Genomic DNA, 15,161 nt, shown 5'->3' with positions numbered 1-15,161 from the left:
AATTTTCTCCTTAAGTTAATTTTTAATCCACTCTTAGTATATACTTAGGTGTATTCTCCGTCAAATTAATGAGTCAATATTTATTTTCAAATAAAGAAATTTAATCTTATAATTTTAATTATTTAAACTTAATAATAATTTTAACTCCATTAACAAGCTTCTTACAAAAACAATTGAAATCACCTTATATTTATGATATCTTTTATATAGTTAGTCATAGCTAACCATATAAAAGGAGTGATTATATGCCATCAACTGCATTATTATTTGAATCTAAACTTGTTACTTTTTGTAGTCCTACTTTATTAAAAATGAAAGCTGGAAATATTTTTAATATTAGCAATGAGTTCAATGAATTAGAAGAGTGTTTAAATTATTACAACCAACTATGCAATCAAAGAGGAATATACATTTCGATTATTCATGAAAATAATAATTCAAAAATGATTTATGTTTATCAAAAAGAAAAATTAAATAACCTTTTTAATAACCATAAATTTAGAGCTGTTCTAAATAATTATCATTACCCTTATCAAGATATCGACAGTCTAATAAATTGGCTAAAGATTAGAATGAATAGTAGTGAATTTCCTCATGAAATCGGTTTGTTTTTGGGGTACCCTTTGACTGATGTTAAAGGGTTTATCAACGGTGCTGATTATAAATATATTGGATATTGGAAAGTATATAGCCATGTTCCCCAAACCCTCTGTACTTTTGACCGATATAAAAAATGCACACAAGAATTAAAAAGACGTTTTTGTCAAGGAGAACGAATTGAACAATTATTAGCCCATGTTTAAAATCATAACCATTTCAATAGCACGTGCCTTTTTGTCTCATAATAAAAAAGCCTGATCATAATGATCACCGGCTTTCTATTATCCAATTGAAGCAACTATTGTAGTAACTAAATTATCAATATCATCCACTTGCTCAGTTTTCAAAGTTGACTTAATTGTGATTGGTTCGTTGATGATTTCCATATCCTTCATCGTCTCTAATTTAGTACGCATGTGTTTTGCGCATAATGCTCCCCATGTTCCATTTTCTAATAACGCTACACTTCTTTTCTTTAATGATAAAGCAATCATATCACTAAGGAAGTTTTCCATTGGTGGAAAAATTCCACTATTATATGTTGGCGCTGCTAAAATCAAATGACTATAATGGAACACTTCACTAATTAAATTAGAAACATGCACTTTAGATACGTCATACATTCTAACATTTTTTACCCCGGCTTGCTTCAATTTTGAAGCAATTATTTCCATTACATTTTCAGTATTACCATAGATCGAACCATAAGCTAAAACAACACCTTTTTCTTCTGGTTCATATTTAGACCAACAATCATATTTGCTAACTATGTAATCAATATTATTACGCCATACAGGTCCATGAAGCGGACAAATTGTGGCAATTTCTAAACTACTAGCTTTTTTTAATAACATTTGAACTTGTGGTCCATATTTTCCAACGATATTAGCATAATATCTCCTAGCATCATCAAGCCATTCATGTTCAAAATCAACTTCATCATTAAATAAAGCTCCGTCTAATGCTCCAAATGTTCCAAAAGCATCAGCACTATATAATGTTTTATCATAACTATCGTATGTCACCATTACTTCTGGCCAATGTACGAGTGGTGCCATCACAAAAGTAAAAGTGTGTTTTCCTGTAGTTAAAGTATCATTCTCTTTAACTACTAACTTATTGATCTCAATCCCAAAAAATTGATCAATCATTGTAAATGTTTTAGCATTTCCTACAATCACGACTTCAGGATAACGATTTATCACTTCTTTTAAACATGCACAATGATCAGGCTCCATATGATTAATAACAATATAATCCAATGATCTTCCTTGCAATGCTGTTTCAAGATTATCAAAAAATAAGTGTCCAATCGACCAATCAACCGTATCTAATAAAATGGTCTTTTCATCTAACACAACATAAGCATTATATGAAATTCCCCTTGGAATTGGAAAAATATTTTCAAATAAACTTAAGCGACGATCATTCCCGCCAATCCAATAAACATTCTCATTTACTTCTCTAATACAATTCATCATCACAGCCTCCTAAATCACTTTTAGTATAAACCTAATATTCTAATTTTACTAATATGATGCTTATATTATTTCCAAACCCTAAACTATTATCCCTCAAAGATTAGTTTAGCAGCTCCATATTAGCTAATATCTCATTTATTTTTTCTTCAATTTCTTCTTCACTTTTACCATCTAACTGCTCCAACAATTCTTGAATAAAAGGATCATTAAATGCCTCATCAGCAGTTTCAAGGCCAAAAGCATCCATTATCGCCCCTTCAATTTCTAGCGTTATCTCATCTTCAAAATAATCAATATCATATTGACTAATAAAATTCAAGACTAAGAAAAGAACATTTAAATTATTTACTACGATTCGTTGTGGTTTACCATAACGATTAGCATATTCAAGCAATCCATCAATTAAAGCTTCACCAATAATTTGTAAACTAGGAAAATCAACTTCTTTAATTAAATAATCGCTTTCTCCGGCAATTACGGCATAAACATTTAACTCATTGGTTTTATCTGTATTAGTCATTGGTAAACAGACAACATCAACACATAAACGTTCTGTATTTTCACGCTTAGTTTCAAGCTCATGTTCACCTAAATAGCCAAAATCATAGCGATTTAAGTCAATTTGTGGTTCATGAACAAAAATAGCACTCTCCTTAAATTTACCATCTTCAACATATATTTCAATAATTTCATCAGACTCACTACGATTTTGATCTTCTTTAATCCCATTTGCAAATTCTTTTAATAATTCTAAAATTACCCTTGCTTCCTCAACTTCTAATAAGCATGGAATATATCCCGCTTCATTACGAAAAGCAGCCAAATAGTTATCCTCATCTAATGCCACATCAAAATCAAGTTCCTGTTCAGATAATAAAATAGTCCAGCAGTTGCAAAATGCATTATTTATTCCTTCATTAGCAAGATTATAAAAACCCTCTAAAAGATCATTATAAGTTTCAAATAATTCAATCACATAACCTTCTAATGTTTTTAAAATAACCCAATATGTAGTTTGGTTAGATACTAGTTTAATCACTTGATTATCAGTAAACTCACGTTTCTTCACTAATTCTTTTAACTGCTCTAAAATTTCAATAAACTCATTTTTTAACGGGCTATTATTTAATATTTCATCAACCCCTAACAATGATAAACAACTATTAATATCTTCTAGATCAAAATTAATATCCAGATCATCTCGACTTAATATAATTTCTTGATAACGTTCAATTCCCCCACAATCCTCTATCAAATTATTACCACAAAATTCAACTACAACAGGATAGTGCTCAACGCCCTCTAACTCTTGTTCAACCGTAATTAAAAGTTGCCAATCATCACCAAAGTCATAATGGTAGTAAATTACCATTTCTTTTTTTAAATAATCCGCAATCCGTTCAAGATTATCAACTATCTCAACGTCATCATTTATCTGATTTTCAATATCTGTTTCACCACCAGGAATCCAGATCCCTAATTCCTTGATCCTAAATTCATATAGATGATAATCTTCAAAACCAAATAAAGTTTGGATTAACTGATGCAGATCTTCAAAACTAATTATTGCAGGTATTTTAATACGCCGCCATATAGGATCCGCACACCCCTCCACATCTATCCTCAATTGATATCCATTCATCTTTTATCTCCTCAGTTCTATATAAACTATTATAACAAATTATATTATTGAAGTAACGCCTTTATATTGAGAAGATAAAAGGGATTTATAAATAATTATCACGCTCGACTATTTTCAACAATCAATGTTAAATGTTTTGTGAAATAACGATTATAAATCACAATAATTTGGCCAATAAATCCAGCAGATAATATTGTTCCTATCCCAATTCCAATAATTTTCCCCGCCAAACAGTATGTAGTAATAATTGTGACAAGCATCATTCCACAATCAAATAATAATTTTGTCTTACCAAACTCTTTGTCAATCACCTGGCTTAATGCTTTGACCATACCATCAGCAGGATTAGGAATTAAATCTAACATTACAACAACATATGCTCCTAAAGCAGTAGCTAAAATAGCAATCGCTAATAGAACTAATGCAACAGGTAATGAAGTAACTGTAAAATTTAATAAGTTATTATAAAAATCTAAAACATATCCCATAAAATAAGAAAATGGAATTTGTAATAAAACTTTAAAATCTAATTTCTGATAAATCAATAATTGCACTCCAACAAAAATAATATATAAAATAGTTGTTGCCATCCCTAATGATAAATTAGTCATTTCACTAATTCCAAATGGAACTGAATTAATTGCTGCAACCCCTAAACCAGTTTTTGTATTTAAGACAATTCCAAATCCTAAAATCAATATCCCTAAAAAATATAATCCTAACCTTTTTGCCATAAACACCCTCCTTATTTTTCTTTATTTTACAATATTACTTGATATTATCAGTTCTTTTTCAACAAAAGAAAAAATATCCTTCCAAAAGAAGAATACTTCATCAATCAATTTTTAAATTGACAATTCCAGTTTTTGAATATCGAAAAACTAAATATAGCCATTTTGCTTCAATCAACTCTTGTTTTCTGTTCAATAGATCACTAATAATAGTATTATACTTTTCTAAAACTGCCGCAGCCTCTTTCCAGATTTTTCCCTCGATTAAATCGTAGTTATCAATTACTTGAGCAACGATCATTGAGTCTATTTCTCCTGCTTGTGCCATTTGATTTAAAATTTCACAAGTCTTTTCTTTACTAAAAGAAGTTTTATAACTGCGCTTTCCACATAGTGCACTTACAATATCACTTATTGCTACAATCCGCTGCTCTTGAGTCAACTGGTTTTCCCATAAACTATGCGGATAACCTGAACCATTCAGTTTTTCATGATGCCGACACGCAATTTCTAAAATTTCTTGATCTATTTTTTCTTCTAATAATTCTCTTGTTTTAAGAACATGACTACGCATTATTATCATTTGCTCTTGAGTCAGTTGACCCGGATATTCTAATATTTCAATTGGAATTCCAATTTTACCAAGATCGTGCATCATTGCACCATAATAGATCTTTTTTGTCTGTTCAGAACTTAAGCTTAATAATCTTGCTAACTCTAAAGATATCGTGCATGTGGTAATAGTATGTGTAACTGTAAAATAACTACGAAAATCAATTAGAGAAACTAACATATTTAAATAACTATCCAACTATTCTAATGAAAGCGAAATATTTAAACTAGTTACTTTTTGCCATTTTGAAAATGGATTAGTTGTAAATTGATAGACTTGATCAACCTGCCAATAAAGAGTAGTAACCAAATTTTCTACAAATCTAGTTCCTGACTCCTTATCTAAGTAATCTTTAAGCATGCTATAATCATTTGAAGTTTGTAAAAATACATCAATTCGATCACACAAATTAATAATCTGAGAGATATTTTTAATTTCGTCATCAATATAAATCATTTTTTGATAATCAAGATGATGATAAAGAATAGCAGGTGCCAATTTATCTAGTGGTGAAAAGTTCTTTATGAACAAATAACCATAAATAGCATGTTGCCATATATTTTTTGTCTCAAAAATAAACATTTGATCAATTTTTTCTGTCTTATATGCTCCAATATCATGTAGCATTGCTAACATAAAAACATCTTGCAAGTACTTTTGTTCATGACTATTTTGAGCCTCAAGCATACGATATGTCATATTAGCTACTCGTAAACCATGATCAATCAATCGCGAATCAACATAATTCAAACAATTACTTATAATTTCAATAAAACCTTCATTATTTACTCCTGCAATATTATTCAACTTATTTTTCCATCGCATCCACTGACACTTTTTCCTCTCGATAAAATATCAATACAAAAACAATTGCCAGTAAACCTGCGATTATCTTACTAATCATATAGATTATGACGCCATTACCATCGACTACACTAGAAATGAATCCTAGCTGTCCCCCTAAAACATAAGCTCCACTTACACTAAAAGCGGCATTCATCATCTTCCCTTTACGATCCATTTGTGAAAACAATGGAATCATTGCAATGCTTGTCCCAAGGCTTAATAGTAGTCCTATCACACTAGCACTATTGACACCCAACTTTTGACCAATCATGAAAATCATTCGTGAAAAACGTTTAATAATCAAATCGCTTAAAATCATTGATCCGCACACAACAATGCACATCCGTAAAACAATTACCATTGCATCACTAATTAAAGCAGTTGTAGTAAAAGGCAATGTATCAAAAAACAGCTGTAAAACAACCATTCCAAACAACAAGATACTAATAATTCTAATCAAATAACCAAATAATGTTAAAACAAAAATGGTTTTATCATAAGAAACATATAGAGCAATTACCAAGATAACACAAAGTATAATTATTGGTAATAAGTTAATTAATAAATTAGGAATTTGTAAATACCAGGCAACTGCCACTAGAATTATTGGTAAACTTAAAATCCCATAAACTAATCCACTAATAAATGGATTTAAATCTTCCTTTTTAAAGATGCTAAAAAAATTGGTAATTGAAAACTAATTGTTTGTCCTAATGTTGCAGTCAAAATAACCCCTGAAAAAATCAAAAAAGTACTATTACCAAGTCCCGAAACAATTGAAAACCCACCCATATCAGGTGCAAGAATACTCCCAATAACAATTGATGGATCTAATGATGAATCGGCACTTATTTTAGTAATCACATCTACATTATTTTGAATCAATGTAATTGCGATACAATAAAACCCAATCATACTCATGGCAATTCCACCCATCGAATCCATCCCTTTATCAAAAGCAGCTACTAGTCCCAACTTATTATTCAAGATCTTGTCAATCAAGCCAATCAAGCACAAAATAAGCATTATTAATATAAAAAAATTCATTATCGTACCTCAATTTCCATATTCTTCCAATATTTTACCAAACAAACCTCAAACAAAAAAGCCTATTCGGCTTTTATTTAAAATATTCAGTAATATTATCCTTATCATCAAAATAATTGATCTTCATTGCATCTTTAGCACGTTTAAGTGTTGCATTCGCTTTTTCATTAGCTTTAACACAACCATCTTCTAACACTTTCATAACAGCAGCAATATCAGCTTGTAAAACAGCTCTTCTTTCTCTAATTGGATTTAATGTTTCTTCTAAAACATTAAATAAAAATTTTTTTATTTTAACATCACCTAAACCACCACGACGATAATGCTCTTTTAATTCATCAAGATTTTTATAATCAGGTAAATATTTTTCAAAATATTCATCTTTGCAAAAACAATCCAAATAAGTAAACACTGTATTTCCCTCAACGGTTCCCGGATCTTCAACTTTTAAATGATTTGGATCTGTATACATACTCATTACCTTTTTCCGAACATCTTCACTAGTATCCGCAAGATAAATACAATTTCCAATTGACTTTGACATTTTTGCTTTGCCATCTGTTCCCGGCAATCTTTGACAAACTTCATTTTCAGCCAACATAATTTTTGGATCTACCAAAACATCACCATAAATCCGATTAAAACTGTGAACAATTTCTTTAGTCTGCTCAATTAACGGCATTTGATCTTCACCAACAGGAACACAAGTGGCATCAAAAGCTGTGATATCGGCAGCTTGAGAAACCGGATAATTTAAAAAACCAACTGGAATACTTGTTTCGAATCCACGCTGTTTTATTTCCTCCTTGATCGTTGGATTACGTTGTAATCTTGAAACTGTAACTAAATTCATATAATAAGCCGTAAACTCAAATAATGCTGGTACTTGAGATTGAATAAACATTGTGGTTTTTTCAGGATCTAAACCAACTGATAAATAATCTAAAGCAACCTCTAAAATATTTCGTCGGACTTTTTCAGGGTTATCAGCATTATCTGTTAAAGCCTGAGAATCAGCAATCATAATAAAAATTTCATCAAATTCTCCTGAGTTTTGTAATTCCACTCGTCGTCTTAGGGAACCAACATAATGTCCTAAATGTAATCTTCCTGTTGGACGATCGCCTGTTAAAATAATATTTTTCATATAAATCTCCTTCTTTGATTAAATAAAAAAGGCTTTTATCCTCAAGGATAAAAACCATTATGCCACCTTGTAAGACACCATCATGTCTGTTTTTCTTAACGCGAAAAGCACGGCGCCACTACTCCAGTTAAGTTTCATTTTGCTTCTAACCAGGCCCATTCATCAGTATCTTTATCTTGGCTCTCACCAGCCACCAAGTCTCTTAAATAAAGATTAGCTGTTTACTCTTCCTAGATTATCGAATTTACTATACTTAAAATCATAAAACGGATATAAAATGATGTCAATAGTTTATTAATAATCTTCAATTATTTTTATTTTTTTCTACAATCTATCTTGATTCCAATGCCTCTTCTGTATATTCAACAAAATACTCTTGATAATAAATAATTCTAATTAAATCTAAGATTGCCATAATTTGATAATTAAAACTAATTCCATCAAACTTACCCGGTAAACTAAAGAAATACTTAATACAACTTAAGTTCTCATTCTCAAGTAGTTGATTTTGGGTAATCAATAATGTCTTACTCTTGCTTAAGTGCCCTAAAGATTTTTTCGCTAAGAAATCTCTTAATGAACGCCCAGTAGATGAAAAGAATACTACAAAATCATTTTCATCAAATTTAATATTTGGATCATAAGCATGATATTGAACCACATTTTTACCTAATGTAATTAAATCAGTTTGAAATTCAACAGCAATACTAGTTGGAAACAGTCCTCCAACAATAATTACTCGATCAGCATCATATATATCATGGCATATAGAAACAATATTATCCATAAAAATATCATAATCATTTACTTCAATCAATCTGAATAAATCACGATAACTCATACTTAATAATCTTGCTCGAATTTGGTCATTACGTAAAATATCATCAGCTACCAGCTTACGATGAAAGTCCTCATAGTTATCAAAACCAAGATAATTTAAAAATCCTAGGATCGTTCGTGGATCAAGATCACTTTCTTTACAAACTTGTGCAAATGTATATTCAATCATTCGATGATAATTTGCAATTACAAAAGTACAAAATTGATAGTAACCGTCATAAAATAAAGTGCCATTTAAATACTTAATAATTCTTGATAACAATACATCACCCATAACACAATTCTCCCTTCAAGCAAATATTTACTTTTCTACACTTATACTATAACAATCTTTGTTGTCAGGCGATATTAAAAAAGAAACATTGAAAATATTTTTTCAATGTTTCTTTTTAATTTAAAACAATCCTGTTATAATCGTTACATTCATTCGTCATGGTTTGTCATTTTCAAATATGTTTCTGTTTTATATTTAACATTTTTATCATAGTCTAATTTAAAATAACATGTATAAATGCAATCTAACAAATAAAGTAATGATAACCTTGTTGAAAATGAAGAAATCTTATTATAATGATTTTCATATGGACTTAAGTAAAGATTATAATCACAAAGACTAACTAATGACTTTAGCGTCGTTGAAGAAATTAATATGATTGGAGTATTGTTCTTTTTCAACAATTTAACAATTTTGTCAACAATCATTCCCCGTCCTTCAAAGCTAACAACAATTGCAATATGTTCCTTGTCACTTGAGGCAGCTGCTAAAAGCTGTTGATATTCTTCAACCGGAACATTAACAAAACGACCGATTTCTGACATTTGAAACTTAAAGTTTTCAACAAAGTAAAGATTACCAGCTGAAGTGTACATATCGATGAACTGAGCATTTTTTAGAGCTGAAGCAATCAGTCGTAATTGATCCAAGTCAATTAGATTATTCGAGGCAATCAAAGTCTGCTCGTATAATTCTTTCATTTTCATTGTAATCTGATACTGCGTCTCATTTTGTGAAAATGGATAGTTATAATCAATTGTTTTCTTTTCTTTCAAATAATCTCTTATTGATGTTGATACCATTACTTTAAGCTGTGCTAAACCATTAAGCTCTAGTTTTTTACACAGACGATAAATCGTTGGTATTGAAATAAAGCAAGCAGCACTAATTTCATCAGCACTCATATTAATAAAGCGTTCTGGATTATTTTTCATATAATCAACTAAAGTCTGTTCATTGGTAGTTAAATCTGTTAAATTATCCAATCGACTAAATATATTCATTTTCTCAGCCCCCTTATCCTCGTATCATTATAATAACACTTTGACACATAAATTTCCTAAATAAACAAATAATAAACATAAGCTAACACTCAGTAAAATATATCCTCCCGCCATCAAAAACTTACCATCACTAAGCAGATTCATACTTTCTAGTGAAAAAGTTGAAAATGTTGTAAAGCCGCCACATACCCCAGTTTTCAAAAATAAAATCCAGCGTGATTCAAGATTATACTTACTTGCTAACGCTACAACTAATCCAATTACAAATGCCCCAATGATATTGATCATCATAGTCATAAAAGGAAAAGTAGTATCTTTAATTATAATTAATCCCATTAAATATCTTGATACAGCACCAATAAAGCCACCAATTCCAACTGCTAAACATTCCAACATAATTATCTCCTCTATATAATCTTATTTTATGATTATTCAAAAATTTAAGCAAGTAAAAAAGGGAAGTTTACTTCCCTGCCAAATAAGCTTTTGCTTCATAGCTTCTTAATATTTGTTTTAAATCATCTTCATAATTACTAATCAGCAAAGTTCCTTGAATAAATTCTAAATCTATTTCCACTTCATCTTTACTATAATTACAAATAACTATAACCTGTTGTTCGTTTAATGTTCTTCGATAAGCATAAACTTGGAGATGTTCTTTTAAAAGCTGCTGATAGTCACCATAGATCAATACCTCATATTCTTTTCTTAATCGCAGTAGATCACGATAAAAATAATATACCGAGTTAGGGTCTTTTAAAGCGTTTTCAACTGTAATATTTGTATATTTTTGACTTGGAGCGAGCCACGGCTGAACAATACTAAAACCTCCAAACCTACTGTTATCCCACGGTATTGGCATCCGAGCATTATCACGGGAACGTTTACCAAAATAAGCAATGATCGTTTCTTCATCATAATTCTGTTTAAAAACTTCATACTTATTTAATGCATCAACATCGCGATACTGTGTCATTGATTGATAATATGCATTTGTCATTCCAATTTCTTCACCTTGATAAATATATGGTGTTCCTTGCATCCAAAACATGAATAATGCTAGCATTTTCGCAGATTTTTCAAGATAAAAAGGGGTTGAATCATCACCATATTTAGAAACTGCACGTGGGCGGTCATGATTATCCCAATATAAAGCATTCCATGCTTTACCATTCAAACCTGTTTGCCACCGTTCAAAAACTACTTTTAAATCTGCTAATTTAGGACGCTGATAAGTTAAATTTGGTCCTTTATCTAACGACATATGTTCAAACTGAAAAATCATCTTCAATTCACGACGATCAAACCCTACATATAATAGAGCATCTTCTACACTAACATCAGCTGTTTCTCCCACTGTCATCGTATCATATTTAGCTAAAACACGATCATGCATCTCTTGAAGAAATTCATGTACTCGTGGTCCATTAGAAATAATTTCATACATATGCGGATCATTAATAATGGCTTTATCCATTTTTTCAAAATCTTTAGATATTTGGTTAATAACATCCATCCTAAAACCATCGATACCTTTGTCTAGCCACCACTCCATCATTTTATATACTTCATTTCTAACTTTTTCATTTTCCCAATTCAAATCAGGTTGTTCCTTTGTATATAAATGTAAATAATACATTTCTGTATCTTCATCATATTGCCAGGCTGATCCCTCAAAAACCGATTGCTGAAGATTAGGCGGTTGATCATTTTTCCCCTCACGCCAAATATAATAATCACGATACTCATTATCTTTAGATTTACGGCTTTCAACAAACCAGCGATGCTTAAATGAAGTATGATTTACAACTAGATCCATAATAATTTTTAAACCTTTTTGATGTGCTTGTTTCAATAATTCTTCAAAATCAGCCATTGTTCCAAAATCAGCCATAATATCCTGATAATCACTAATATCATAACCATTATCATAATTTGGTGATTGATATACTGGACATAACCAAATAACATCAACCCCTAAATTTTTAATATAATCTAAACGACTGATAATTCCCTGCAAGTCTCCAATCCCATCGTTATTACTATCTTGAAAACTCCGCGGATAAATCTGATAAACAGCAGCCTCCTGCCACCAACTTTTTTGCATTATCCTTCACCTCTTTTATATTTAAACATAACAAAAGGTCAAAATCTTGGCCCTTTTATACTATAATAGGCAAAATTTTAACCTTTTCGATATTTTGAAGGAATATCGTGATAATATTCTTTAAATATTTTATTAAATGCTTTCACATTTTTAAACCCATGATTTAATGCAATTTCATTAATTGTGAGACTAGTATTCATCAAATCATTATAAGCATGATTTAAACGAATTTTATTAATATAAGATAATAATGTAATCCCCGTCTTTTCCTTAAACATTCTTGATAAATAAACCTCACTAAAATGAAAATGATTAGCTAAAATCGTCAAACTCAATTCATCATCATAATGCTGTTCAATATAAGTGACGATTTGTTTAATTATCGGTAGTTTCTTTTTTGTGATTGCCAACTTATAAACACTACATTCTTCCAGCAGCAGCTCATATATTTGCATCATTCGATTATGTATAACTAAAGTTTCTTGATCAAGATGATCACCTAAATAAATAATTAGCTGTTCTAATTGCTCTTGATCCTTTATTAAAGATAAATCAAATTCACATTGTACCAGTTTAAATTCATCAAATAACTCAGTTGATAAAAGTAATGTTATTATTTTCGTTTGATCCTCTAAAAATCTTAATCTATGAATACTATTACTATTAATCAATACTAACTGCTTAGTATTAACAAACTTCTTTTCCCCATTCACTGATAGTTCAAAAGAACCTTGATTACAATAAATTAACTCTATTTCGTCATGCCAATGCGGCTTCATTACTTTACTGCGATTAAACTGATGATTCCAAATCTTAATAGGATATTTAAAGCTAGTTTCAACAACTTCATATAAATGCTGCATTATCATGCCTCACAAAAAGGATTGCTTAGCAATCCTCATCTTCTTTCCCATCCCAACAATATGTACATAATTTACATTTATCTAAACCGATTGATTCGATCATGTCATCTAAACGATGATAACGCAATGATGTAAATTTAGAGCGGCGACGAATTTCCTCACACATATTTTTATATCTTTCACTATCTGGGTCAGCGTATTCTTTTAAAATCTCATCACTAACATTATCACCTTCTAGTTTTTGGATAACACGACGAGTCACTAAATCTAATTCTGAACTAGAGCGTGAAAAATTTAAATATTTACACCCGAACATGATTGGGGGACAGGCAGGACGAACATGAACTTCTTTAGCCCCACTTTCATATAAAAATTCTGTTGTTTCACCTAATTGTGTTCCCCGAACAATTGAATCATCAATCAATAATAAACTTTTATTTTTAATTAATTCTTTAACCGGAATTAATTTCATCTTAGCAATCATATTTCTTTGACTTTGACTAGATGGCATAAATGACCGTGGCCAAGTCGGTGTATATTTGATAAATGGACGAGCAAAGGGAATACCTGAAACATTTGAATAACCTACTGCATGGGCAATTCCTGAATCCGGTACCCCAGCAACGCTATCTGGCTGTACATCATCACGTTTTGCTAATAAATTACCACAACGATTACGCATACATTCAACATTGATTCCCTCATAAGTTGATGTTGGATATCCATAATAAACCCATAAGAATGAACAAATTTTCATTTTATCTCCAGGACCTTGTTTAACTTCAATTTTACTTGGTGTCATGAAAACAATTTCCCCTGGTCCAAGATCACGATAATGATGATATCCTAAATTTAAAAATGCACTACTTTCAAATGTCGCACAATATCCTTCTGGTTTTTCCCCAATAATCACTGGTGTTCTTCCTAATTTATCACGTGAAGCATAAATTCCTTCAGATGTTAATATCATAATACTCATTGAGCCTTTAACAACGTCTTGAACATATTTAATTCCTTCTACGATACTATCCTTTTGACTAATCAATGCCGCTACTAATTCTGTAGGATTGACTTCACCCGAACTCATTTCCAAGAAATGAGTTGCCCCTTTAGCAAAACAATCATCTTTTAACTCTTCCAAGTTATTAATTCTACCTACTGTTGTAATGGCAAAAGATCCTACGTGGGATCTAACCAACAACGGTTGTGCTTCATTATCAGAAATACAACCAATTCCTAAGTTTCCTTCAAATTCTTCTATATCTTTTTCAAATTTAGTTCGAAACGGCGAGTTTTGAATGTTATGAATCGATCTTTGAAAACCATTATTTCCATGAACTGCCATTCCTCCTCGTCTTGTTCCTAAATGGGAATGATAATCAATCCCAAAAAACAAATCTAAAACGCAACTTTCTTTTGATGCAACACCAAAAAATCCACTCATTTATATCTATCCTCCAAACTTTATACACCCATTGTATCTTATTTGTAACAAATTTCCTATATTTAATCTTATTTTCGCTAAAATATTGCCCAGGAAATAAAGAAAAACCTGTTATAATAACAGGTAAAATATCAAAACATTTGCTTATCAATACTATTATCTACAAATTCTAATAAAGAAATAATTACTTCTTTTAACTCATTTGACTTCTTTAAAGTTTCTTGGTCAAAATGTCTTTCCAAATAATCATGACTACCATAATAGACTTTTAAACTACCAATAGAATTAGTTTCTAGATCATTTAACCCTTCAAAATCAGCTATTTCTAGATTACCAAAAAGCTGATAAACAAGATTTCTTGCTACTTCATCATTAGTTTCTTTGATTTTATCATCTTCTTTTAAATACTCTGTCCTCATTTTATAATGAGACGCTTCTTTCAACAACGTTACATTCACGACTATTCTATCTGAGGTTTCTAAGCACAAAGAAATTAGCTTATGTTCTGGCAACTAAATTCCT

At 30.6% G+C, this 15,161-nt stretch carries 14 protein-coding genes and 1 pseudogene; 1 reads left to right on the top strand and 14 read right to left on the bottom strand.

Annotation, left to right across the window (positions count from 1 at the left end; genetic code table 11):
• The first annotated feature begins 245 nt into the window (after positions 1 to 245).
• Complete coding sequence (locus EYR00_RS03485; RefSeq protein WP_003538648.1) at positions 246 to 803, top strand: DUF3793 family protein; 558 nt, start codon at positions 246 to 248, stop codon at positions 801 to 803.
• A gap of 78 nt (positions 804 to 881) precedes the next feature.
• Here EYR00_RS03485 and EYR00_RS03480 read toward each other — a convergent pair whose 3' ends face one another.
• The 14 genes and pseudogenes from EYR00_RS03480 to EYR00_RS03415 form a co-directional block, all read right to left on the bottom strand.
• Complete coding sequence (locus EYR00_RS03480) at positions 882 to 2,078, bottom strand: FprA family A-type flavoprotein (protein ID WP_035110694.1); 1,197 nt, start codon at positions 2,076 to 2,078, stop codon at positions 882 to 884.
• A gap of 103 nt (positions 2,079 to 2,181) precedes the next feature.
• Complete coding sequence (locus EYR00_RS03475; RefSeq protein ID WP_003538652.1) at positions 2,182 to 3,723, bottom strand: plasmid pRiA4b ORF-3 family protein; 1,542 nt, start codon at positions 3,721 to 3,723, stop codon at positions 2,182 to 2,184.
• A gap of 98 nt (positions 3,724 to 3,821) precedes the next feature.
• Positions 3,822 to 4,457, bottom strand: a complete 636-nt coding sequence (locus tag EYR00_RS03470) for a YczE/YyaS/YitT family protein (protein ID WP_003538654.1) — start codon at positions 4,455 to 4,457, stop codon at positions 3,822 to 3,824.
• Between the two features lie 100 nt (positions 4,458 to 4,557).
• Positions 4,558 to 5,247 (bottom strand): HD-GYP domain-containing protein, encoded by a 690-nt coding sequence (locus tag EYR00_RS03465; RefSeq protein WP_003538655.1) that lies wholly within the window; start codon positions 5,245 to 5,247, stop codon positions 4,558 to 4,560.
• Positions 5,248 to 5,265: 18 nt separating this feature from the next.
• Entirely contained in the window at positions 5,266 to 5,892 is a 627-nt protein-coding gene (locus EYR00_RS03460; protein WP_003538657.1) for an HD domain-containing protein, read from the bottom strand.
• Positions 5,876 to 6,939, bottom strand: a pseudogene (gene eutH / locus EYR00_RS03455) (ethanolamine utilization protein EutH). The gene EYR00_RS03460 and the pseudogene eutH overlap by 17 nt, the downstream one beginning before the upstream one ends.
• 94 nt (positions 6,940 to 7,033) lie before the next feature.
• Positions 7,034 to 8,107, bottom strand: coding sequence for a tryptophan--tRNA ligase (gene trpS / locus EYR00_RS03450; protein ID WP_003538662.1), 1,074 nt, complete (start codon positions 8,105 to 8,107; stop codon positions 7,034 to 7,036).
• 331 nt (positions 8,108 to 8,438) lie between these two features.
• A complete protein-coding gene (locus EYR00_RS03445; protein ID WP_003538664.1) occupies positions 8,439 to 9,221 on the bottom strand; it encodes a MurR/RpiR family transcriptional regulator in 783 nt (260 codons plus the stop codon).
• 149 nt (positions 9,222 to 9,370) lie between these two features.
• Positions 9,371 to 10,225 (bottom strand): MurR/RpiR family transcriptional regulator, encoded by an 855-nt coding sequence (locus EYR00_RS03440; protein WP_003538667.1) that lies wholly within the window; start codon positions 10,223 to 10,225, stop codon positions 9,371 to 9,373.
• Between the two features lie 27 nt (positions 10,226 to 10,252).
• Positions 10,253 to 10,621 carry a fluoride efflux transporter CrcB gene (gene crcB / locus EYR00_RS03435; protein WP_003538669.1) on the bottom strand — a complete coding sequence of 123 codons (369 nt, stop codon included), beginning with the start codon at positions 10,619 to 10,621 and terminating at the stop codon, positions 10,253 to 10,255.
• A gap of 67 nt (positions 10,622 to 10,688) precedes the next feature.
• A complete protein-coding gene (locus EYR00_RS03430) occupies positions 10,689 to 12,332 on the bottom strand; it encodes a glycoside hydrolase family 13 protein (RefSeq protein WP_003538671.1) in 1,644 nt (547 codons plus the stop codon).
• Positions 12,333 to 12,409: 77 nt separating this feature from the next.
• Positions 12,410 to 13,195: an AraC family transcriptional regulator gene (locus EYR00_RS03425; protein ID WP_009299559.1), complete on the bottom strand. Its 786-nt coding sequence runs from the start codon at positions 13,193 to 13,195 to the stop codon at positions 12,410 to 12,412.
• 25 nt (positions 13,196 to 13,220) lie between these two features.
• Entirely contained in the window at positions 13,221 to 14,639 is a 1,419-nt protein-coding gene (locus EYR00_RS03420) for an amidophosphoribosyltransferase (protein ID WP_003538675.1), read from the bottom strand.
• A 131-nt stretch (positions 14,640 to 14,770) separates the two neighbouring features.
• Positions 14,771 to 15,151, bottom strand: coding sequence for a hypothetical protein (locus EYR00_RS03415; protein ID WP_009008744.1), 381 nt, complete (start codon positions 15,149 to 15,151; stop codon positions 14,771 to 14,773).
• Positions 15,152 to 15,161: the final 10 nt, after the last annotated feature.

The sequence above is a fragment of the Thomasclavelia ramosa DSM 1402 genome (assembly GCF_014131695.1).
Taxonomy (GTDB): Bacteria; Bacillota_I; Bacilli_A; order Erysipelotrichales; family Coprobacillaceae; genus Thomasclavelia; species Thomasclavelia ramosa.
The sequence above is the reverse complement of the archived record's forward strand: the minus strand, read 5'-3'. Positions and strand labels throughout refer to the sequence as shown.

Coding starts and splice junctions, on each gene's coding strand:
- crcB (WP_003538669.1), bottom strand. CDS start 10,621: ATGTTGGAATGTTTAGCAGTTGGAATTGGTGGCTTTATTGGTGCTGTA.
- EYR00_RS03485 (WP_003538648.1), top strand. CDS start 246: ATGCCATCAACTGCATTATTATTTGAATCTAAACTTGTTACTTTTTGT.
- EYR00_RS03480 (WP_035110694.1), bottom strand. CDS start 2,078: ATGAATTGTATTAGAGAAGTAAATGAGAATGTTTATTGGATTGGCGGG.
- EYR00_RS03465 (WP_003538655.1), bottom strand. CDS start 5,247: ATGTTAGTTTCTCTAATTGATTTTCGTAGTTATTTTACAGTTACACAT.
- EYR00_RS03470 (WP_003538654.1), bottom strand. CDS start 4,457: ATGGCAAAAAGGTTAGGATTATATTTTTTAGGGATATTGATTTTAGGA.
- EYR00_RS03475 (WP_003538652.1), bottom strand. CDS start 3,723: ATGAATGGATATCAATTGAGGATAGATGTGGAGGGGTGTGCGGATCCT.
- EYR00_RS03425 (WP_009299559.1), bottom strand. CDS start 13,195: ATGCAGCATTTATATGAAGTTGTTGAAACTAGCTTTAAATATCCTATT.
- trpS (WP_003538662.1), bottom strand. CDS start 8,107: ATGAAAAATATTATTTTAACAGGCGATCGTCCAACAGGAAGATTACAT.
- EYR00_RS03445 (WP_003538664.1), bottom strand. CDS start 9,221: ATGGGTGATGTATTGTTATCAAGAATTATTAAGTATTTAAATGGCACT.
- EYR00_RS03440 (WP_003538667.1), bottom strand. CDS start 10,225: ATGAATATATTTAGTCGATTGGATAATTTAACAGATTTAACTACCAAT.
- EYR00_RS03430 (WP_003538671.1), bottom strand. CDS start 12,332: ATGCAAAAAAGTTGGTGGCAGGAGGCTGCTGTTTATCAGATTTATCCG.
- EYR00_RS03420 (WP_003538675.1), bottom strand. CDS start 14,639: ATGAGTGGATTTTTTGGTGTTGCATCAAAAGAAAGTTGCGTTTTAGAT.
- EYR00_RS03460 (WP_003538657.1), bottom strand. CDS start 5,892: ATGCGATGGAAAAATAAGTTGAATAATATTGCAGGAGTAAATAATGAA.